20 protein-coding genes are annotated in these 21,011 nt (G+C 61.1%); 10 read left to right on the top strand and 10 right to left on the bottom strand.

From position 1 onward, the window contains the following. The first annotated feature begins 232 nt into the window (after positions 1-232). The 4 genes from cobF (at position 233) to pssA (ending at position 6,098) form a co-directional block, all read left to right on the top strand. A complete protein-coding gene (gene cobF, locus CXQ80_RS13090; protein WP_101320120.1) occupies positions 233-982 on the top strand; it encodes a precorrin-6A synthase (deacetylating) in 750 nt (249 codons plus the stop codon). A 193-nt stretch (positions 983-1,175) separates the two neighbouring features. Beyond that, positions 1,176-2,054 carry a DMT family transporter gene (locus tag CXQ80_RS13085; protein WP_101320118.1) on the top strand — a complete coding sequence of 293 codons (879 nt, stop codon included), beginning with the start codon at positions 1,176-1,178 and terminating at the stop codon, positions 2,052-2,054. 287 nt (positions 2,055-2,341) lie between these two features. Further along, positions 2,342-4,591 (top strand): catalase/peroxidase HPI, encoded by a 2,250-nt coding sequence (gene katG / locus CXQ80_RS13080; protein WP_101320116.1) that lies wholly within the window; start codon positions 2,342-2,344, stop codon positions 4,589-4,591. A 193-nt stretch (positions 4,592-4,784) separates the two neighbouring features. Continuing rightward, complete coding sequence (gene pssA, locus CXQ80_RS13075) at positions 4,785-6,098, top strand: CDP-diacylglycerol--serine O-phosphatidyltransferase (protein ID WP_101320114.1); 1,314 nt, start codon at positions 4,785-4,787, stop codon at positions 6,096-6,098. On the opposite strand, the gene CXQ80_RS13070 is transcribed toward pssA, so the two are convergent. The 4 genes from CXQ80_RS13070 to CXQ80_RS13055 form a co-directional block, all read right to left on the bottom strand. After that, a complete protein-coding gene (locus CXQ80_RS13070) occupies positions 6,082-7,269 on the bottom strand; it encodes a cupin-like domain-containing protein (protein ID WP_101320112.1) in 1,188 nt (395 codons plus the stop codon). The genes pssA and CXQ80_RS13070 overlap by 17 nt on opposite strands. Before the next feature lie 59 nt (positions 7,270-7,328). Then, on the bottom strand, positions 7,329-7,832 hold the full coding sequence (locus CXQ80_RS13065; RefSeq protein WP_101323041.1) for a DoxX family protein: 504 nt from the start codon (positions 7,830-7,832) through the stop codon (positions 7,329-7,331). A 119-nt stretch (positions 7,833-7,951) separates the two neighbouring features. Continuing rightward, on the bottom strand, positions 7,952-9,238 hold the full coding sequence (locus tag CXQ80_RS13060) for a HAMP domain-containing sensor histidine kinase (RefSeq protein WP_101320110.1): 1,287 nt from the start codon (positions 9,236-9,238) through the stop codon (positions 7,952-7,954). Continuing rightward, positions 9,235-9,975, bottom strand: a complete 741-nt coding sequence (locus CXQ80_RS13055) for a response regulator (RefSeq protein WP_101320108.1) — start codon at positions 9,973-9,975, stop codon at positions 9,235-9,237. The genes CXQ80_RS13060 and CXQ80_RS13055 overlap by 4 nt, the downstream gene beginning before the upstream one ends. A 210-nt stretch (positions 9,976-10,185) precedes the next feature. Here CXQ80_RS13055 and CXQ80_RS13050 point away from each other — a divergent pair, with 210 nt between their 5' ends. Next, positions 10,186-10,461: a DUF2790 domain-containing protein gene (locus CXQ80_RS13050; RefSeq protein WP_101320106.1), complete on the top strand. Its 276-nt coding sequence runs from the start codon at positions 10,186-10,188 to the stop codon at positions 10,459-10,461. Positions 10,462-10,502: 41 nt separating this feature from the next. Here CXQ80_RS13050 and CXQ80_RS13045 read toward each other — a convergent pair whose 3' ends face one another. The 4 genes from CXQ80_RS13045 to CXQ80_RS13030 all read right to left on the bottom strand — a co-directional run bounded on the left by CXQ80_RS13045 (position 10,503) and on the right by CXQ80_RS13030 (position 13,400). Next, positions 10,503-11,351, bottom strand: a complete 849-nt coding sequence (locus tag CXQ80_RS13045) for a shikimate dehydrogenase (protein ID WP_101320104.1) — start codon at positions 11,349-11,351, stop codon at positions 10,503-10,505. Continuing rightward, positions 11,348-11,797: a type II 3-dehydroquinate dehydratase gene (aroQ, locus tag CXQ80_RS13040; protein WP_101320102.1), complete on the bottom strand. Its 450-nt coding sequence runs from the start codon at positions 11,795-11,797 to the stop codon at positions 11,348-11,350. Before aroQ ends, CXQ80_RS13045 begins: the two co-directional genes overlap by 4 nt. A 113-nt stretch (positions 11,798-11,910) precedes the next feature. Beyond that, positions 11,911-12,870: a FecR domain-containing protein gene (locus CXQ80_RS13035; RefSeq protein WP_101320100.1), complete on the bottom strand. Its 960-nt coding sequence runs from the start codon at positions 12,868-12,870 to the stop codon at positions 11,911-11,913. Then, entirely contained in the window at positions 12,870-13,400 is a 531-nt protein-coding gene (locus CXQ80_RS13030) for a sigma-70 family RNA polymerase sigma factor (protein WP_101320098.1), read from the bottom strand. The genes CXQ80_RS13035 and CXQ80_RS13030 overlap by 1 nt, the downstream gene beginning before the upstream one ends. Before the next feature lie 170 nt (positions 13,401-13,570). On the opposite strand from CXQ80_RS13030, the gene CXQ80_RS13025 reads away from it, so the two are divergent. Next, positions 13,571-15,766: an OsmC domain/YcaO domain-containing protein gene (locus CXQ80_RS13025; protein WP_101320096.1), complete on the top strand. Its 2,196-nt coding sequence runs from the start codon at positions 13,571-13,573 to the stop codon at positions 15,764-15,766. Positions 15,767-15,800: 34 nt separating this feature from the next. Here CXQ80_RS13025 and CXQ80_RS13020 read toward each other — a convergent pair whose 3' ends face one another. Next, positions 15,801-15,983: a DUF1289 domain-containing protein gene (locus tag CXQ80_RS13020; RefSeq protein ID WP_101320094.1), complete on the bottom strand. Its 183-nt coding sequence runs from the start codon at positions 15,981-15,983 to the stop codon at positions 15,801-15,803. A 148-nt stretch (positions 15,984-16,131) separates the two neighbouring features. On the opposite strand from CXQ80_RS13020, the gene CXQ80_RS13015 reads away from it, so the two are divergent. The 4 genes from CXQ80_RS13015 to CXQ80_RS13000 all read left to right on the top strand — a co-directional run bounded on the left by CXQ80_RS13015 (position 16,132) and on the right by CXQ80_RS13000 (position 20,528). Further along, a complete protein-coding gene (locus CXQ80_RS13015; RefSeq protein WP_101320092.1) occupies positions 16,132-16,569 on the top strand; it encodes a DUF2231 domain-containing protein in 438 nt (145 codons plus the stop codon). Beyond that, entirely contained in the window at positions 16,566-17,858 is a 1,293-nt protein-coding gene (locus CXQ80_RS13010; protein ID WP_101320090.1) for a sorbosone dehydrogenase family protein, read from the top strand. The genes CXQ80_RS13015 and CXQ80_RS13010 overlap by 4 nt, the downstream gene beginning before the upstream one ends. Positions 17,859-18,043: 185 nt before the next feature. After that, the gene (proP, locus tag CXQ80_RS13005) at positions 18,044-19,546 is read left to right on the top strand and encodes a glycine betaine/L-proline transporter ProP (protein WP_101320088.1); all 1,503 of its coding nucleotides are present in this window, start codon (positions 18,044-18,046) and stop codon (positions 19,544-19,546) included. Positions 19,547-19,631: 85 nt separating this feature from the next. Further along, the gene (locus CXQ80_RS13000) at positions 19,632-20,528 is read left to right on the top strand and encodes a PA4780 family RIO1-like protein kinase (RefSeq protein WP_101320086.1); all 897 of its coding nucleotides are present in this window, start codon (positions 19,632-19,634) and stop codon (positions 20,526-20,528) included. Between the two features lie 179 nt (positions 20,529-20,707). On the opposite strand, the gene CXQ80_RS12995 is transcribed toward CXQ80_RS13000, so the two are convergent. Beyond that, entirely contained in the window at positions 20,708-21,001 is a 294-nt protein-coding gene (locus tag CXQ80_RS12995) for a hypothetical protein (RefSeq protein WP_101320085.1), read from the bottom strand. Positions 21,002-21,011: the final 10 nt, after the last annotated feature.

The following is a 21,011-nucleotide window of genomic DNA, read 5'->3' as shown; positions in this document are numbered from 1 at the left end:
AAGAAGATTTAACGTCGGTCACGCAGGGATAGTGCTGTTCAGTAGTCCCGAGTGTAGTTGCCGTCGGCGTCACGGTAAACCATAAACTTTGCAAGTAGCCAGGGAACTTTACTAGTTTTATGTGCGTTAATTTATTTGCTGTTCACCCACAGCCTTAACTGCTCGACATAAAGTCGGCTCAAGCCGACACTCAGGGTCTGGCAATCACAGCAAACCCGAGCGGGAGTGGCTAATGAAGCAGTTGTTATTGATCGGCATCGGCCCTGGTGATCCGCGGCAGGTGACGTTCGAGGCAGTCGATGCGCTCAAGCGGGCCACGGTATTCTTCGTCCTCGACAAGGGCGCCCGCTCTGATGAGCTGGTGCGCATGCGCCGGGCAATTCTCGAGCGCTACCTGCCCACTGGCGACTACCGGGTGCTGCAAGTCGATGATCCGCAGCGTGATGCATTGGCCAGCGATTACATTGAGGCAGTACAGGACTGGCACCAGCAACGCGCAGCGCTCTACGCAAGATTGATCGATGAAGAACTCGGCCCGGACGACGTGGGTGCTTTCTTGCTGTGGGGCGAACCAAGCCTGTACGACAGTACGCTGCGCATTCTCCAGTTGGTACGCCAGCACGGTACACAACTGCAACTCGAAGTCATCCCCGGCATCAGCAGTATTCAGGCCCTGGCAGCTCGTCATCAGATCCCGCTGAACCGCATTGGCGAGCCGCTGACCGTACTTCCCGGGCGGCAGCTCGGCGCAGTGAAGCAGATCGACAATGTGCTGGTCATGCTTGATGGCCAGTGCGCGTTCGCCGATATCGACGACCCACAACTGCATATTTACTGGGGCGCCTATCTCGGCACGGCGGACGAGCTGCTGCTTGCCGGGCCTTTGTTGCAGATGAAGGCGCAGATTGTGGCCGCGCGTGAACAAGCGCGGCAACGCAAGGGCTGGATCATGGATACATACCTGTTGCGCCGGGAGCTTTAGCGCATCGGTGCTGTCGTACCTGCTGTGAAAAAGTGTTCGATCAGCGAACGCTAAAGCGGCCGCTAGACACGGCAATCCATTACCGGCTATCGCAATTGCGCGCATCTCTTCTAGAATTCGCCCATATCCAGGCCGCCTTTGATGGCAGCCGGATCTTGGCGGAGTAGCTGCCAAGTCCCTATCTGAGTACGCCATGAGTTCGAGTACACCGCTGTCCGGAGTCAATCAGCCGCTGCGAGGCATCGCCCTGGTAGTGGTCGCCACTTTCCTGTTTGCCAGCCATGATGCGCTGTCCAAGTTCCTCGGTGGTCTGTACCCGATCATCATGGTGGTGTGGGTCCGCTATCTGGTGCATACATTGCTGATGGCTGGGATCTTTCTGCCCAAGTCGGGCATGGCGGTGCTGCGTACCCGCAAGCCTGTGTTGCAGACGCTGCGTGCACTGAGCCTGCTGAGTACCAGCCTGCTGTTTACCGCGGGCTTGCAGTATCTGCCATTGGCCGAGGCCACTTCGGTCAACTTTCTCGCACCGGTGTTGGTGACGGCATTGTCGGTACCGCTGCTCAAAGAGCATGTCACCACTGGCCAGTGGGTCGCGGTAGTAATGGGCTTCATTGGCGTGTTGGTAGTGGTACACCCAGGCGGCTCAATGTTCACCCCGGCGATTCTTTTCCCGTTCGGCTCTGCATTGGGTTTCTGCTTTTATCAGCTACTCACCCGCAAAGTAGCTGCCTATGACAGCCCGACCACCAGCAACTTCTTCGCCGGGCTGTGCAATACCCTGGTGATGACGGCATTGGTGCCGTTTTTCTGGAAGATGCCCGAGTGGGACCACCTGCTGCTGATGCTGGCGCTGGGTGGTTTCGGGATGTCTGCGCACCTGTTGCTGACCCAGGCCTTCCGCTTTGCCGCACCGGCCATGCTGGCGCCGTTCAGCTACTGCCAGATCGTGTTTGCCGGGCTGTTGGGCTTTGTGGTCTTCGGCCAGGTGCCAGACCACCTGAGCATGGTGGGCATCGCGATCATCTGCCTCAGTGGTCTGGGCGCTGCGTGGATGCAACGGCGCAAGTAATCTGCTGGCGCGCACGTTGGCTTCGGGGTGCTGACATATTCACGCTATCGGTGGGTAATACTTGCTCTATTAGACCTCTGCCCGCGCTCAGCTAGTCTTGGTCAAGGGACAAGCCTGCGGCTGCGCAGCGCCTGCTGCACAACACGCCGTATCCAGGCAACCCCTTTGCACGCTTGTGGCGGCCTGACCGCTCCACCTGATGAGCAGACGGCCGAGCCTATGTGCTCGGCTGATCAAGCTGGCCTAGACCGGAACTCTGACAGAACCCGACCCGAAGGTACCCGCAGATGTCGAACGAATCGAAATGCCCGTTCCATCAAACCGCAGGTGGTGGCACCAGCAATCGTGACTGGTGGCCTGACCAACTCAACCTGAACATTCTGCACCAGCATTCAGACAAGTCCGATCCAATGGACCCCGATTTTGACTACGCCAAAGCCTATGCCAGCCTTGATTTTCAAGCGCTCAAACAGGACCTGACCGCGCTGATGACCGATTCGCAGGAGTGGTGGCCAGCCGACTTTGGCCATTACGGGCCGTTGTTCGTACGCATGGCCTGGCATAGCGCCGGCACCTATCGCATTGGCGACGGGCGCGGTGGTGCAGGCTCCGGACAACAACGCTTCGCGCCGCTCAACAGCTGGCCAGACAACGTCAGCCTGGACAAGGCGAGGCGTCTGCTGTGGCCGATCAAGCAGAAATACGGCAAGGCTATCTCCTGGGCTGACTTGATCGTACTGACCGGCAACGTCGCCCTCGAATCGATGGGCTTCAAGACCTTTGGCTATTCCGGCGGCCGAGCCGATGTGTGGGAACCCGACGAAGACGTCTACTGGGGGTCGGAAAAGGTCTGGCTGGGCGGTGACACCCGCTACGGCAAGGCCCAGGCGCCGGGCCAGGGTGACCTGGTTGCCGAGCCCGCCAAGCATGGTGAGGAACAAAGCCGCACCGATGCCGGGCGCAGCCTGGAGAATCCGCTGGCGGCGGTGCAGATGGGCCTGATCTATGTCAACCCGGAAGGCCCCGAAGGCAATCCGGACCCAGTCGCATCGGCCAAGGATATCCGCGAGACTTTCGGCCGCATGGCCATGAATGATGAAGAAACCGTGGCCCTGATCGCTGGCGGGCACGCCTTTGGCAAGACCCACGGCGCCGGTCCGGCCGACAACGTTGGCGCCGAGCCCGAGGCTGCCGGCCTGGAACAGCAAGGTCTGGGTTGGCACAACAAGTTTGGCACCGGCAAAGGGCCCGACACCATTACCAGTGGCCTCGAAGTGACCTGGACCTCGACGCCGACGCGCTGGAGCAACGAGTATCTGGAAAATCTGTTCCGCTTCGACTGGGAACTGAGCAAAAGCCCTGCTGGCGCCCATCAGTGGCAGCCAAAGAACGGTGATGGGGCAGGGCAGATCCCCGACGCGCACGACCCAAGCAAGCGCCATGCGCCGTCAATGCTGACCTCCGACCTGGCGTTGCGCTTTGACCCCATCTATGAGCCGATAGCGCGTCGCTTCAAGGATCACCCCGAGCAGTTGGCGGATGCCTTTGCGCGCGCCTGGTACAAGCTGATCCATCGCGACATGGGCCCGCTGGCGCGCTATCTGGGGCCGGAGCTGCCGCAGGAAGAGCTGCTCTGGCAAGACCCTCTGCCCAAAGCCACCCCCTCGGCACTGAGCGAGCAAGACATCGCCTCGCTCAAGAGCAAAGTGCTCGCCTCGGGCCTGAGCCTAGGCGAGCTGGTCAATACCGCCTGGGCTTCGGCCTCGACCTTCCGTGGCTCGGACAAACGTGGCGGTGCCAACGGCGCGCGCATACGCCTGGCGCCGCAGAAGTTCTGGGCCGCCAATCAGCCGCAGCAGCTGGATAAAGTGCTGGGTGTGCTGGAAGGCATTCGCAGCGGTTTCGCCACTGGCGGCCAGCAGATGTCGATGGCCGACTTGATTGTGCTGGCTGGCAGTGCTGCCGTTGAAAAAGCGGCGCGTGATGCCGGCCATGCCCTGACTGTGCCGTTCCGCCCGGGTCGTGTCGACGCTTCGCAGGAGCAGACCGATGTCGAATCGTTCGGTGCGCTGGAACCGTTGGCTGACGGTTTCCGAAACTTCGCCAAGGGCAGTTACAACGTCAAGGCAGAGCGGCTGTTGCTGGACAAGGCGCAACTGCTGACCTTGACCGCGCCAGAGCTGACCGTGCTGATCGGTGGTCTGCGTGTGCTGGGCGCGAACAACGATGCGAGCAAGCACGGCGTGTTCACCGACAAACCTGGGCAGTTGAGCAATGACTTCTTCCGCAACTTGCTGGATATGAGCGTTGAATGGAAGGCGACCGGTGCGGACAACAATGCGTTCGAAGGCCGTGACCGCAAAACTGGCCAGCCGAAGTGGACGGGTACCCGGGTAGATCTGGTGTTCGGCTCCCATGCGCAGTTACGCGCATTGAGCGAGGTTTACGCCAGCAGTGATGCCAGTGAGAAGTTTGCCAAGGACTTCATCGCGGCCTGGGTGAAGGTAATGGAGTTGGACCGTTTCGATCTGAAGTAGCCGTTCTCGCCCCGGGCAGCCCCAGGCAATCTGGGCTGCTCTGGTGGCGGCGACATCTCATCCCTTCATTTTTTTGTAATGATCGCGATGGTCGGGCGTGCTGGCGTTATTGCTATGATGGGCGCCACGCAATGCACGGGTGAACCTTGCATTTCACTCGAGACCGGAGGTGATCCGCTTGATCCGCACGTCCATGCCTGTTCCCCAGCTTGGTTTTGCCATCAACCCGCAAGCCATCAGCGCTCTGCCTGATGCTGCAGCTTATCGCACGGTGTTGCTCGAACGCATTGCCAGCGCGCAGCGGCGCATCGTCATCGTGGCGCTGTACCTGCAGGAAGACGAAGCCGGTCAAGAGGTGCTGGACGCGCTTTACCAGGCCAAGGCGGCGCGGCCTGAACTGCAGATTGTCATCGTGGTTGACTGGTTCCGCGCGCGTCGTGGCTTGCTTGGCGCTGGCCGCCAGCCCGGCAACGCCGCCTGGTATCAGGCCCAGCGCGAACAGCGCGGTCTGGACGTCGTCATCCATGGCGTACCGGTACAAACCCGTGAGCTGTTTGGCGTGCTGCACCTCAAAGGCAGCGTCATCGATGATTGCGTGATCTACACCGGTGCCAGCCTCAACAACGTTTACCTGCATCGCTTCGATCGGTATCGCCTCGACCGTTATCACCTGTTCGAGTGCCCAAGCCTTGCCGATGCCATGGTCAGCCTGGTCCACGAGGTGCTGGCCAGCGCTGCCACGCCGCGCCTGGACCAGCCCGCGCTGCCGGCCACGCGCACCATGCGCGCGGCTATCCGTCGCTTGCGCGCACGCTTGCGGCGCATGACCTATCCATTGCCGGCTGAACCGGCCAGTCACGGCCTGCGGGTCATCCCGCTGCTCGGCATTGGCCGTGGCAACCCGCTCAACCGTGCGATCTGCGCGTTACTCGCGGCAGCGGACGAGCAGATCGTCATCAGTACGCCCTATTTCAATCCGCCGCGCCTGGTCATGACCGAGATTGATCGGGCACTGGCGCGTGGTGTGGCGCTGGAAATCATTGTCGGCGACCGTACTGCCAATGATTTTTACGTCGCGCCTGGTGAGCCATTCAGCGCCAGTGGTGTATTGCCGTACCTGTACGAAGACACCCTGCGCGCCTTTGCCAAACGCCGCCAGGCGGCGATCGACGCGGGTCAGTTGACCTTGCGCATCTGGAATGACCCCGGCCACACCTTCCACGCCAAGGGCGTTTGGATCGATCAGCGCTACAGCCTGCTCACCGGCAACAATCTCAACCCGCGCGGCTTCAACCTCGACCTTGAAAACGGGTTGCTCATCGATGACCCGCTGGGCCAGTGGTTGGCGCCGCGCGAGAAAGAGTTGCAAGCGCTCAGGCGCCATGCGCCGGCGCTGCGCTCGGCCAGTGAGCTGGGCGAGCCGGGCGAGCATCCGCAGCAGGTGCGCAAATTCCTCAAACGCTTGCGTTTCAGTCGGCTGGAGCCGCTGATCAAGCGGGTACTCTAGGGCAGGGCGCTGCTTCGACCACCTCAGGCAGCGGCGAGCGTGGCCAGCCGCGGCCTGAGTCCACCCAGAAATTCACCGACAACGATGTCGACAGCGACTCGACTTGATGAAACCAGCCTTCGGGCAGGAACAGCAAGTCGCCAGCCTGCAGCACAACTTCCAGGAACCGCACCTCGCGGCAACGCGGGAATTGCGCGTAATCGGGCGCTTTGGGGTCAACGTCACAGCCTTCCAGTCCCCCGTCTGGCGATGTCGCCCAGCAGCCTAGGGCCTCGCGGTGATGGGGCGCGGCGAGTATGAACGACTTTTCTCCCCAGACCTGAGCGAACAGGTTGTCGCTGTCGTCGCGATGCAGGGGCGTCAGCGTGCCTTTGGGGCCGATCCAGATGCGCGGCGGGATGAATTGCTCGGTTTCGAAATAGGCGGGGTAGCGGATGTGTTCGAGCAGTTGTGCCGGCAGGATGTTATTACCCATGTATGCGGGCGGCTTGCCGTCAGTGCTTGCCGCTATGGGGTTGTCCAGGCTGGAGACAAAATCAGCCATGGACGTCGAGCGGAAGTCGCGCTCGGTGGAGAAGGTTTTCTCGACATAGTCGCCGTGGCGGGTAATGCCTTGCAGGTTGGCGAACAGCTTGAGCGAGGCCTCATGACCATTGCTGAACAACGGCCAGTCGTGCAGCGCGTCGCTGATCACCAGCGGAATGCCGTGCAGCATGTAGTGTTGGCGGAACTCGTCCACGGACAAGCCGTCGCGTGGCCGCCGTTCGATTCGAGTTAACGGCTGCTGCGCTGCAGACAGCGCATCGCTGGGTCGGGCGCTTGGCGGATAGCGGCGATTGGCTTCGACCGCAGGCGCCTGGTTACCGCGCAGCGCCATGTCGATCGCCTGCGGCAGCAGAGTAGCCAGGCCCAGGTTGCCGTCGATGATCAGGCGGCCGCTGGCGAATAGTTCTTCGACATTGGCCTGCCCGGCCATGATCGCCATGAAATCTGCGCTGGCAACGGCAATTCTGACATCTGCTGAGCCGTGCTGGCCGCTGCCGCTTTCGGCATGGCCGCCGGCCTCGTACCAGTACGCAGTATGGCCATCGAAGACGAACTGAAACACGCCCTTGAGGCCAACGCTGGCGGCGTTGGCGAACAAATTGCCCAGAATGCTCTGCAGGTCCACGGCTTACTCGCTTGGTTGGCTCATTTGTACAAATGACGAGGGCCGTGGGCGGAAATTTATCACGCGGTATTGGTGGTAATCGGGCGTCGCTGCCAGAGCCAATGATCCAGGCTCAATCGGCCCGCGCCCCTCAGCAGCAGGGCCAGCAAGACCACCAGGTAAATCAGCGGTAGTTTGAAGTTGCCATAGCCTTGGTCGGTAATCGCATAACCTTTGGCCAGCTCGGCCAGGCTCGACCAGTCGGCAGGCCAGTGAACTGCGGCAATGGCTACCACGGTCAGGATAATCAGTGTCGCCGAGGCCAGCCGGGTGCCCAGACCCAGCAACAGCAGCAGCGGGGCGACCAGCTCGACCCACATCGACAGCTGCCAATTGAATTGTGCAGGCACCAGGTTGAAAGGGAACGGGAAACTCGCTTGCAGGTCGCCAAACCAGTTGCCGCCGTTGAACTTTTCCCAGCCTGATTCAAAGAACTCCCAGGCCAGGAACAAGCGCAGCGGTATGTCGGCAGTCCAGCCTGCGAAATTGTCGAAACTGCTGAAGGCGCGGTTCATAGCGTTCATGGTCAGGCTCCGCTGCATGAAGAGGGGGGAGAGCAGAGTCTGCGACGCTGAGGTATCGGCAATGTGTCGACCAAACAGCATTGTGTATCGCTGTGTATTGCAAGCGCCCGGCTACGCCTTCAAGGCACCTCGATTTGGGCGCAGAGTCCGCCGCCCGAGCGGTTGCTCAACGTCAGCCTGGCGCCCATCGCAAGCGTCAGTTGCTGGGCAATCGCCAATCCCAGGCCGGTGCCACCGGTCTGACGATTGCGTGAGCCTTCAACCCGGTAAAACGGCTTGAGTACCTCGTCGAGCTCTTCCTGAGGTATGCCCGGGCCGTCATCGAGCACGCGGATGATCGTCAGGTCGTTATGCCGGGATACATCCAACTGCGCAGCCCCGGCAAACTTCAGCGCATTATCGAGCAGGTTGACCAGCACCCGGCGCAAGGCATGCGGCCGGGTCTGCACGGTACCGCCGGTATGGCCCAGCCGCTCGACCTGGGCTCCGCTGTCCTGGTAATCGAAGACGATACTGTCGATGAAGGCGTCAACATCAACACGGCACGGCGCTTCGGTGCCGCCGTCCATGCTGCGGGCATAGGCCACGCCCTCGCGAACCAGATGCTCCATGGCGCTCAGGTCGCTCGATAATTTGTCCTTTTCCTGCCCATCATCCATCACTTCCACGCGCAGTTTCATGCGGGTAATGGGCGTCTGCAAATCATGGGAAATCGCCGCGAGGATTTGCATGCGCTCTTTCAGGTAGGCAGCGATACGTGCTTGCAGGGCGTTGAAGGCCACTGCCGCATACCGGACCTCACGTGGGCCGCTTTCATCCAGTTGCGGCCCGGGGGCGTTTGGGTCGAGGTTGTCCACTGCCTGCGATAGCCTCGTCAATGGGCTTATCGCCAAGTGCACGGCGAGCCAGGTACAGATCAGCAGCAGCACCAGTTGTATCAGCAGCACAACCGGCAGCCAGCTGGCTACCGGTGCCAGGGCTGGCGTTACATCGATGGTCAGCGGGGCGCCGTCGGCCAGGCGCAGATGGACCTGGAAGTGCGCGTCCTGATCGGGGATCTCCAGGAACGTCAGGTGATGGTCCTTGCCAATTGCCTTGACCACCGACTCGGCCGCCATCGGCGGGTTCTCGCTGGGCATGGCCTGGCCGCTCTGACCGTTGTCGAGCCGGTAGCGGTAGGTGCTGCGCTCCAGCCGCGGCAGCCAGGCGGCGCGCTCTGCTGCGGGCAGGCGGTCGAGAATTGCCACCGAGGTGGCTACATCCTGTTCGAGATTGGTGAGCATCATCGAGCGGCTGCTGACAAAGCGCTCATAGGCCTGCAGGCTGAACGACAGCCCGTAGGCCAGCACCAGCCCGCTGAAGAAGATCAGGGCCAGCCGCGAAGCCAGCGTGTGCGGCCATTTCATAGTGTTGGCTCGAGCAGTTGAACCGCCAGCGAGAACACGTAACCTTCGCTGCGTACGGTTTTGATGCAGGTCGGCTCACGAGCATCGTCGCCCAGACGCTGACGCAGGCGGCTGACCAGCAGGTCGATCGAGCGATCGAAGATATCCGCCTCACGGCCCTGGGTAAGGTTGAGCAACTGCTCGCGGCTGAGTACCCGCTGCGGGTGGTCGAGGAACACCCGCAGCAGCCGGTACTCGGCGCCGCTCAGGGCCACCAGCGTGCCTTGCTGGTCAAGCAGGTGGCGTGCGCTGGTGTCCAGCCGCCACTGGCCGAAGGCCAATAATCGGCTGCTTTCACTGATGGTCAGATTCGGCGGCAGCATCCGGGTGCGGCGCAGCACTGCGTTGATCCGCGCCAGTAGCTCACGGGCGGAAAACGGTTTGGTCAGGTAATCATCGGCGCCCATCTCCAGACCGACAATGCGATCGGTCTCGTCATTGCGCGCGGTAAGCATCAGAACCGGCGTAGTACGCTGGCGACCGGCGCGCAACTCACGGCACAGCAGCAGGCCGTCGTCGCCGGGCATCATGATGTCGAGGACGATCAGATCGACCGTGTTCGATTCCAGAAAGCTGCGCATCTGCCGGCCATCGGCGACAATGCTGGTGCGCAGGCCGTTCTTCTTCAGGTAATTGCCGACCAGCTCGCGGATTTCGCGATCGTCGTCGACGATTAGGATGTGGTCGATGTGATCCATCAGGCAAGTCCGTCTCAGCGAGAATGGACGCAGTGTACCGAGCGCCAAGGCGCTTGCCTGCGCGGCTTTGTATTGCAGTGTATCTCGCAGTGCTGCAGATACACGGGCTCGCAATAACGCCGCTTCGGCGACACAGGGCAGATACCTGTCGGGGGTGAAATGGCACTCAACGGGAAGCGTGGTCTTCCCCACCTAGCCAGGAGCGTTGCCATGAACTTCAAGACTATTGCCCGTGCAGCCTTGTTCGCCGTTGCCAGCAGCGCCACCATTGCTGCCCAAGCCAGCAGCGTATCGATGGAAAGCAGCAGCGCCATGCACTATCGCTATGGCGATCGGCTGGACGTGAAGAAAGTACTGTCGGTAGAAGATGACCGCAGCAATGCGTGCGGGGTAGTCAACTCGCGCATCGAGTATCTCGATTCGCACGGCCAGCGCCAGAGCGTTGAATACCGCAGCTATGCCACCAGTGGCTGCCATGAAAGCTGAGGCAAGCGGGCTGCAACCTCGGCAGCCCGTCGCCCGGCATTTCAATTCATGCTGGCGAAATGCGCCTGCATCCTGCTGGCGTCTGCGACTCTGCCGCTGATCAGCTCGAATGCCTTGACCGCTTGAAACACCGCCATGTTGCCACCGTCGAGTGTGCGGCAGCCGAGCGCACGGGCGTGGCGCAGCAGTGCTGTCTCAAGCGGGAAGTAGATGATCTCGGCAACCCATAGCCGCGCGTGCAGCAGTTCCACTGGCAAGGGTGTGCCTGGCAGCTTGGCCATGCCCACCGGTGTGGTGTTGACCAGGCCATCCGCATCGGCCAGGGTGGCAGCGAGATCACCGCCCAGGGCAGCTCGGCCTACGCCGAAGCGCTGGTTCAGGTTGTCGACCAGGGCTTGCCCGCGCGCAACATCGACTTCGAACAGCACCAGCTGTTCGACTCCTTCAGCGAGCAGGGCATGGGCCACTGCAGCACCGGCGCCACCGGCGCCCATCTGCACCACCAAGCGCTTGCTGACGTCGCCCAGCCCGCGTCGGAAACCCTCGGCGAAGCCCAGGCAATCAGTGTTATGACCAATGCGCTTGCCGTCCTTGAACACCACTGTGTTCACCGCGCCAATGCCACGCGCTTCATCAGACAGCTCATCGAGCAACGGCAGGATCGCCTGCTTGAACGGGAAGGTGATGTTGAGGCCGGTAAAGCCGGTGCGTTGCGCGGCCTCAAGCAGATCGGGCAGGGCGCTGTCTTCCAACCCCAGCTGGTCGGCATCGATCAGCCGATACAGGTAACGCAGCGATTGCGCGTCGCCCTCGTGCTCATGCAGGGCAGGGGTGCGGGATGCCTGGATGCCGCGGCCAATCAGGCCGGCCAGAATGCTTGGTTGGCTCATGATGCTTGCTCCGCGAACATCTGCCCAAAGTGCGCCAGCGCCATGCGATAGCCATGGCTACCCAGGCCGCAGATCACCCCAACGGCAATCGACGAGACGAACGAGATATGCCGGAACGGCTCACGCTTGTGCACATTGGACAGGTGTACTTCGATCACTGGCAGCTCGCTGGCGACCAGCGCATCACGGATGGCCACCGAGGTGTGGGTCCACGCACCAGGGTTGATCACGATGCCGGCGCAACGACCGCGGGCGGCGTGGATCCAGTCGATCAGTTCGCCTTCGTGGTTGGTCTGGCGGAATTCGATATCCAGGCCCAGATTGCGGGCGCTGTCGGCGCAGCTGTTGGCGAGGTCGGCGAGCGTCTCGCGGCCATACTGTTCAGGTTCGCGGGTGCCGAGCAGATTGAGATTGGGGCCGTTGAGCACGAGAATTCGGGGCGTCATGGCAGATCACTTTGTTGTTTTTGATTGCCCCGATATTTGTACTATCTGGTTAATTCGTCAATCGGCTAGCACGTTTGCTGGTTGAAAATGGGCGATTACCGAACCAGGATGCTTTATAGCGCTACCACTGTGACCCAATAGCGTGTGGTTTGTACGACGCGCACGGGCAGGGTCGTGCTCAGTGCGCGCAAGGTCTGGTCGCTGTCGTCGATGGCGAAGGCGCCGCTGATGCGCAGCCCTGCGACCGCGGGGTCGCAGCGTAACCAGCCGGGGCGATAGCGGCTCAGTTCAGCGAGAAACGCATCCAGACGCTGATCATTGGCCACCAGCATGCCCTCGCTCCAGGCGTCCTGACCGGCATTGATCGGTTGCACCGCGCCAAGCTGGCTGGCGTTGAAGCGGCACTGGGTGCCTGCATCGAGCACCACTGGCGCAGCGCCGTTTGGGGTGACACGCACCTGATGTTGAAAAACGCTGACCAGCGTGCTCGCGCCGTCGGCCCTGACGGCGAAGCGCGTGCCCAGCGCCTGAATGCTGCCCTGTGCGGTCTGCACCTGCAGCGGCCGACGAGCAGGGTCGGCGGCGCTGGTAAGCAGCAGCTCGCCTCTGTGCAGTTGTATTCGGCGTTGAGTTGCGCTGTAGAGCACGTCGACCGCACTGGCGGTGTTCAGTTGCAGGCGCGATCCGTCGGCGAGCATCGTATTGAGCCGCTCGCCGGTGCGTGTGTGGTAGTCAGCCATCCAGCCTGCGCGTTGGCCTTGGCGATAACCTGCGTAGCCAAGCGCGCCGGTACCCATCATCAAGGCGAAACCTTTGAGCACGGCGCGTCTGCTATCCAGCGCGGGCTGATCGGCTAGGCGCAGCGCTCGCCCGGTAACGTTCGTGGGCATGCCATGCAGACGTTGTTGCAGTTGTTCGATCTGAGCCCAGGCCCAGCGATTGTATTCATCGCGGTCGAGCCATGCTTGCCAGCCAGCCTGGTCTGCAACCGAGGCTTCCTCGCATTGCAAAAGCCCAAACCATCCTGCGGCTTGTTCCAGGGCTGCGCGTTGTCGAGCGTGGAGGACGGTCATCAGCGTTCGGCGCCCAGGCTGAACAGCACGCAATGCTGGGTGGCCTTGGCTACATAGCGGGTAACCGTCACCACCGAAACCTGCAATTGCTCTGCAATCAGCTTGTAGCTCATGCCGTCGAGTTGCGACAGCAAAAACGCCTGGCGCACGTTTGGGCCCAGGCCGGCGAGCATCGCATCCAGTTCGCACAGGCTTTCGAGCAAAATCGCGCGGGTTTCTTCGCTGATGCTGACCGCCTCGGGTTGCTCGGCCAGGGCCTGCAGCCAGGCGCGTTCGAGTCGAGCCCGGCGAAAATGGTCGATCATCAGGCGGCGGGCGATGGTGGCCAGGTAACTCTTGGGTTCGCGCACTGCCTCAAGCTGATTCTGTGCATCCTTGGCACTGAGCACCCGAATGAACACATCCTGCACCAGGTCTGCGGCAAGCTCACGGCAGTCGACGCGGGGGCGCAGCCAGCTCAACAGCCAACGCTGATGTTCCTGGTAAAGGCACTGCACCTGACGGTTCAGCGGGCGTTGGCTGGAGGTCATAAAAGGCTCGAAGCGCAATTGGGAGTCATTATCATTTTATGAGCGGCCTTGACGCTAAGCAAGCACGCCAGCGGCTGCAACCTGTACGCCGCGCTGATCGGCAAAGACTTGCGCGGCAAAAATCCGGATAATGGCGGCCATTTCGTTTCGCTTTATCATGGTAATCCCGCATGGAAATCAAGGTTAACTTTCTCGACAACCTCCGACTTGAAGCCAAGTTCGATGATTTCACGGTGGTCGCCGATCAGCCCATTCGCTACAAGGGCGATGGCTCGGCGCCAGGTCCGTTCGACTACTTCCTGGCTTCGTCGGCGTTGTGTGCGGCTTACTTCGTGAAGTTGTATTGCGAAACGCGCAACATCCCCACCGACAACATTCGCCTGTCGCAAAACAATATCGTCGACCCGGAAAACCGCTACAACCAGATCTTCAAGATCCAGGTCGAACTGCCGGCGGATATCTCCGACAAAGACCGCCAGGGCATCCTGCGTTCGATCGACCGTTGCACGGTGAAGAAGGTGGTACAGGCCGGCCCAGAGTTCGTCATCGAACAGGTGGCTAACCTGGATGCTGATGCGCAAGCCTTGTTGATGCTCGACAGCGATCCGCAGGCAAGCACGTACATCGCTGGCAAGGACCTGCCACTGGAGCAGACCATTGCCAACATGTCGGGCATTCTCGCGGGCCTTGGGATGAAGATCGAAATCGCCTCGTGGCGCAATATCGTGCCCAACGTCTGGTCATTGCACGTGCGCGATGCGCATTCGCCCATGTGCTTTACCAACGGCAAGGGCGCCACCAAGGAAGGAGCCCTGGCTTCGGCGCTGGGCGAGTTCATCGAACGCCTCAACTGCAACTTCTTCTACAACGATCAGTTCTGGGGCGAAGACATCGCCAACGCCGAGTTCGTGCATTACCCGGACGAGCGCTGGTTCAAACCCGGCAGCAAGGACGCCTTGCCTGCCGAGATCCTCGATGAGTACTGCCTCGAGATCTACAACCCCGACGGCGAACTGCGCGGCTCGCACCTGTACGACACCAACTCGGGCAATGTGAAGCGCGGCATTTGTTCGCTGCCGTTCGTTCGTCAGTCCGACGGTGAAGTGGTGTACTTCCCCTCCAACCTGATCGAAAACCTGTACCTGAGCAACGGCATGAGCGCCGGCAACACTCTGGCCGAGGCGCAGGTGCAGTGCCTGTCAGAGATTTTCGAACGTGCGGTAAAACGGGAAATTCTTGAGGGTGAACTGGCCCTGCCAGATGTTCCTGAGGACGTGCTGGCCAAATACCCGGGCATCCTCGCCGGGATCAAGGGGCTGGAAGAGCAGGGCTTCCCGGTGCTGGTCAAGGATGCCTCGCTGGGCGGCGAATTCCCGGTCATGTGTGTGACCTTGATGAATCCGCGCACCGGCGGCGTGTTCGCCTCGTTCGGCGCGCACCCAAGCCTGGAAGTCGCGCTTGAGCGCAGCCTCACCGAGTTGCTTCAGGGACGCAGCTTCGAAGGTCTCAATGACCTGCCGCAGCCGACGTTCGAGAGCCACGCAGTGACCGAGCCGAACAACTTCGTCGAGCACTTCATCGACTCCAGCGGTGTCGTCTCATGGCGCTTCTTCAGTGCCAAGGCCGACTTCGAATTCGTTGAGTGGGACTTCTCTGGTGAAGGGGAAAACTCCAACGAGGAAGAGGCTGCAACCCTGTTCGGCATCCTCGAATCGCTGGGCAAGGAAGTGTACATGGCCGTGTACGAGCACCTTGGCGCCAAGGCCTGCCGTATCCTGGTGCCGGACTATTCCGAGATCTATCCGGTTGAAGACTTGATTTGGGATAACACCAACAAGGCGCTGCTGTTCCGCGAAGACATCCTCAACCTGCACCGCCTGGACGATCGCAGCCTGAAGGCGCTGGTCAAGCGTCTGGATAACTGCGAAGTGGACGAATACACCGACATCACCACCTTGATCGGTGTGGAGTTCGACGACAACACGGTGTGGGGCCAGTTGACCATTCTGGAATTGAAGCTGCTGATCAAGCTCGCCTTGAAGCGCTTCGACGAAGCCAAGGAACTGGTAGAAGCGTTCCTGCAGTTCAACGACAACACCGTGGAGCGCGGCCTGTTCTATCAGGCGCTCAACGTGGTGCTGGAAGTGGTGCTCGATGATGAACTGGAACTGGCCGACTACGAGGTCAACTTGCGCCGCATGTTCGGCAATGCGCGGATGGATGCGGTCGTGGGCTCGGTCGAGGGCAACGTGCGCTTCCATGGCTTGACGCCGACCAGTATGAAGCTGGAGGGGCTCGATCGGCACCTGCGCTTGGTCGACAGCTACAAGAAGCTGCACGCAGCGCGGGCCAAGTTCGCGGGCTAAGCGGTTACCACGTGGGGCTGCTCTGCGGCCCCCCTTATTTTTTGCCTTTCTTGATAGCCTTCAAGCGCGCCTTGGCCTTTTGCACAGCCTCGATGCGCTCGCTCTTCTTCATCTTCTTCCACTTGCGAATATCGTCTTTGCTGCGCCCGCAGCCCAGGCAAACTTCGTCGCGGATCTGGCATTTGGATATGCACGGGTTGTCTGCGTCTTTGCCCAAAACTCTAGTCCTCAACCGGCACCGCTCAGCAAACGGGTAGCGGCCAGATTACAGCCCTGTCTGCAATTGCGCTGAACTATCGCTTTGGCCGAGCGATCTTCCATTAGGCCTCCAGGCGCAGTCTGTGCAGGGAGGGACCTCTGGATCGATGAAAGGAGCCACCGTGAACGACTCAACCCTCTATCGCTGCCGGCCAGGAGCGCTGCACGCGACCCTGCTGGCCGGCACCGTGCCGCTGTTTCTCGGCGCCTTGCTCAGTGACATCGCCTATTACCAAAGCTACCAGATTCAATGGGCCAACTTTGCTGCCTGGCTGATTGCCGGTGGCTTGCTGTTCTGCGGATTGGCATTGCTGTTTGCCCTGGTCAATCTGATCCGCGCCGAGCACAAGGGCGGGCGCCCAGTGGTGTACTTCGTGCTGCTGCTGGCTACCTGGCTGCTGGGCCTGATGAACGCCTTTGAGCATGCCAAGGATGCCTGGGCCGTGATGCCGTCGGGGCTGGTGTTGTCGGTCATCGTCAGTGCGTTGGCGTGCATCGCAACCGGCCTCGGGCTGACCAATCTGCGCTCCGGAGGTGTGAGATGAACCGCGTACATGCACTGACAGCCTTGAGCATGGCGCTGCTGCTCAGCGCCTGCGGTGGCGAGGGCGACGCCACGCAAACCTACGGCGCCAACCCGAAACTGCCTGATCAGCAGCGCGGCCTGTTGCCGAGCATGAAAATCGCCGAGCCGACCGCCTGGGGCGATCTCAAGCCAACCGTACCGCAGGGCTTCAACGTCACTGCGATTGCCACTGACCTGAAGATCCCGCGGCAGACGCTGGTGCTGCCCAACGGCGATATTCTGGTAGCGGAAGGGCGCGGCGGCAGTGCGGCCAAACTCAAGCCCAAGGACGTCATCGCCAGCTCTATCAAGGCCAAGGGCAATACCCAGGTCAAGGGCGGTAACCGCCTGACCTTGCTGCGTGACGCTGATGGTGACGGCAAGTACGAAGTGAAAACGGTGTTCGCCGAAGGCCTCAACGCACCCTATGGCCTGGCCTACTTCGAGGGCAGCGTGTACGTGGCCAATCAGGATGCGCTGGTGCGCTTTGACTACGCGGATGGCCAGACCAAGGCCAGTGGCCCGCCCAGTAAGGTCAGCGATCTGCCGGCCGAGATCAACCACCACTGGACCAAGGCGCTGACGATCAGCCCCGACGGGCGCTACCTGTACGTCGGCATCGGCTCCAACAGCAATATCACCGAGCGCGGCATGGAGGTCGAAATAGATCGGGCCATGGTCTGGCAGATCGACGCCCAGACCGGCGCGCACAAGCCGTATGCGACTGGCCTGCGTAACCCGACTGCGCTGAGCATCGAACCCACCAGCGGTGAACTGTGGGCTGTGGTCAACGAACGCGATGAGCTTGGCCCTGACCTGGTGCCTGACTACCTGACCTCAGTCAAAGCGGGGGGCTTCTACGGCTGGCCCTATAGCTACTGGGGGCAGAACGTCGACCCACGTGCGCAGCCGCAGAACCCTGAGAAAGTCGCTGCGGCGATCAAGCCGGATTACAGCCTCGGCTCTCACGTTGCGGCTCTGGGCGTTGATTTCTCGGTGGCGGCCATGGGCGCGCAGTTTGCCGAGGGCGCGTTCGTCGGTGAGCACGGTAGCTGGAACCGCCCCAACCCCGTGGGCTACAAGGTGATTTTCGTGCCGTTCAGCAATGGCAAGCCAGCCGGCGAGCCGATCGACTTTGCCACCGGCTTCCGTGGTGATGATGGCAAGACCCGCGGTCGCCCGGTGGGTGTGACGGTGGATCCGCGCGGTGCGCTGATCATCGCCGACGACCTCGCCAACACCATTTGGCGGGTAACGCGCAGTCAGTAACGCTGCGCTGATCACCAATACCAGGCCATCTGCGTGGAGCCTCAGCGCAGATGGCCTGTTTGCTGGCGCGAAAAATGTCGGCGCTCAGTGAATTTTTTCGTAACCCTTTGTATCTGATGCCTTAGAGCCTGGCCATTAAAACAATGGCAACTGGTAATGGACACGTCAGTAACAGAGTGGCAGATATGAAATCACGCAAAAAAAGCGTCAAGCCGATCGGCTTGAAAGACATCACCATTGTTGACGACGCCAAGATGCGCAAGGCGATCACCGCCGCAGCGCTTGGCAACGCCATGGAGTGGTTCGACTTCGGCGTCTACGGCTTTGTCGCCTATGTGCTCGGCAAGGTCTTTTTCCCCGGCGCTGACCCCAGCGTACAGATGATCGCAGCCTTGGGTACGTTCTCGGTGCCGTTCCTGATTCGGCCCCTGGGCGGGCTGTTCTTCGGCGCCCTCGGCGACAAATACGGCAGGCAGAAGGTTCTCGCCGCCACCATTGTGATCATGTCCCTGAGCACCTTCGCCATTGGCTTGATTCCGTCCTATGCCGCGATTGGTATCTGGGCGCCCATCCTGCTACTGCTGTGCAAGATGGCCCAGGGCTTCTCGGTAGGGGGTGAATACACCGGTGCCTCGATCTTCGTCGCCGAGTACGCCCCGGACCGCAAGCGCGGCTTCCTCGGCAGTTGGCTCGACTTCGGCTCAATCGCAGGCTTTGTTGCCGGCGCCGGCCTGGTGGTGTTCATCTCGGCCATGATCGGTGAAGAGAGGTTCCAGGAGTGGGGCTGGCGGGTGCCGTTTCTGCTGGCGCTGCCGCTGGGCATGATCGGCCTGTACCTGCGCCATGCGCTGGAAGAGACCCCCGCCTTCCAGCAGCATGTCGACAAGCTCGAGCAGGGCGATCGCGAAGGCCTGGCTGGCGGTCCGAAGGTGTCGTTCAAGGAGGTAGCTACCAAGCACTGGCGCAGCCTGCTGACCTGCGTAGGCGTAGTCATCGCCACCAACGTCACCTATTACATGCTGCTGACTTACATGCCCAGCTACCTGTCGCACAACCTGCATTACAGCGAGAACCGCGGGGTGCTGATCATCATCGCGATCATGGTGGGCATGCTCTTCGTGCAGCCTCTGATCGGCTTCCTCAGCGATAAATACGGCCGCCGCCCGTTCATCCTGTGCGGCAGCATCGGCTTGTTCGCACTGGCCATCCCGGCCTTCATGCTGATCACCAGCGGTGTGCTCGGGCTGATCTTCGCCGGTTTGCTGATGTTGGCGGTGCTGCTCAACTTCTTCATCGGGGTGATGGCTTCGACGCTGCCGGCGATGTTCCCTACGCACATTCGCTACAGCGCGCTGGCCAGTGCCTTCAATATTTCTGTGCTGATTGCCGGCCTGACCCCGACCATCGCCGCCTGGCTGGTAGAAAGCACCAACAACCTGTACATGCCGGCTTACTACCTGATGGTCATTGCCCTGATCGGTCTGATCACCGGTATCACCATGAAAGAAACTGCCAATCAGCCATTGCGCGGCGCTGCGCCCGCCGCCTCGGACATCGAGGAAGCGCGTGAACTGCTGCAGGAACACCACGACAACATTGAGCAAAAAATCGAGGATATCGACGAGCAGATTGCTGAACTTGAGGCCAAACGCACGCATTTGGTACAACAACATCCGCGTATTGATTAGCTCGAAACGAGCAAGTCGGATCAGGCTGTGAGAGGATGGCCGGCAAACCATGTGTCTGGCAGAACAGGACCCTGAATTAAACCTGATGAAGACTCCAAAACGTATTGAGCCGCTGATCGAAGACGGTCTGGTCGACGAGGTGTTGCGGCCCTTGATGAGTGGCAAGGAAGCAGCGGTGTATGTGGTGCGCTGCGGTGACCAGGTGCGTTGTGCCAAGGTCTACAAGGAGGCCAACAAACGTAGCTTCCGCCAGGCGGCCGAGTACCAGGAAGGGCGCACGGTGCGCAACAGCCGCCAGGCGCGGGCCATGGCCAAGGGTTCCAAGTACGGTCGCAAGGAAGCCGAAGATGCCTGGCAGAACGCCGAGGTGGCCGCCTTGTTCCGCTTGGCGCATGCCGGCGTGCGAGTGCCCAAGCCCTACGACTTCCAGGACGGCGTGCTGTTGATGGAGCTGGTGGTCGATGCCGACGGCAACGCCGCGCCACGCCTCAACGACGTTCACCTGGAGCCGGATCAGGCGCGTGAATACCACGCGTTCGTGATCCGCCAGATCGTCTTGATGCTCTGTGCAGGGCTGGTGCACGGTGACTTGTCCGAATTCAACGTCCTGCTCGGCCCGGATGGCCCGGTGATCATCGACTTGCCGCAGGCCGTCGATGCTGCCGCCAACAACCATGCTTTCAGCATGCTCGATCGTGACGTGGCGAACATGAGCGGTTACTTCGGGCGCTTTGCTCCCGAGCTCAAGGACACCCGCTACGCCCGCGAGATGTGGTCGCTGTTCGAGGCCGGGGAATTGTTGCCCGATAGCCCGCTGACCGGCGAGTTCGAGGATGACGACCACGACGCCGATGTCGGCGGCGTGCTGCGCGAGATCGAAGCGGCGCGGATGGATGACGAACGTCGCCGTGCCGGTCGTGAAGAAGCCGAGCGTGGCCCGGTCAAGAGCGAGGAGCCGCCACCGCCGCCGTGGCTGCAGTAACCCCTGGCAATAAGATTCGCCTGATTGCTGCCTGCCGACTGGCCGACCATGATTGCGCGATTGTTCAGGTGCAATGCCTGAACAATCGCAATGGTGGCTGCGGGCGGGCGGTCTTACGACCAACCGAGTGAACCAACCTTATAGCTCGAACTAGCGGGCCCGCTCGTAGCCGCCACCCATCACTTGCACTTGGCCATCACCACCTGACAGGTCTTCGGCGTACCGCCTGAACGGCTCGCATAGCGCATGCAGCTGTCCATGGATTTCTTGCGCGCCGCGCTCAACGTGTTGCCCCATGCCAGGCCACCCTCGCCAGCGGTCGGCACTGCCTTGGCGAAGCAGTTCGCGCCTGCTTGGGCATAGCGCGTAGCGCTGGATTTGTTCGAGCATCCCGTCAGCGATGCAAGGCTGCCGATGAGCAGGATCAGCAGCAACCACGATGGGTGGTAGCCAGGTATCGCAGTGCGGGCCATGGAGGTTCCT

This window comes from Pseudomonas sp. 02C 26 (genome assembly GCF_002843585.1).
GTDB lineage: Bacteria > Pseudomonadota > Gammaproteobacteria > Pseudomonadales > Pseudomonadaceae > Aquipseudomonas > Aquipseudomonas shirazensis.
This window is presented reverse-complemented; position numbering and strand designations above follow the sequence as displayed.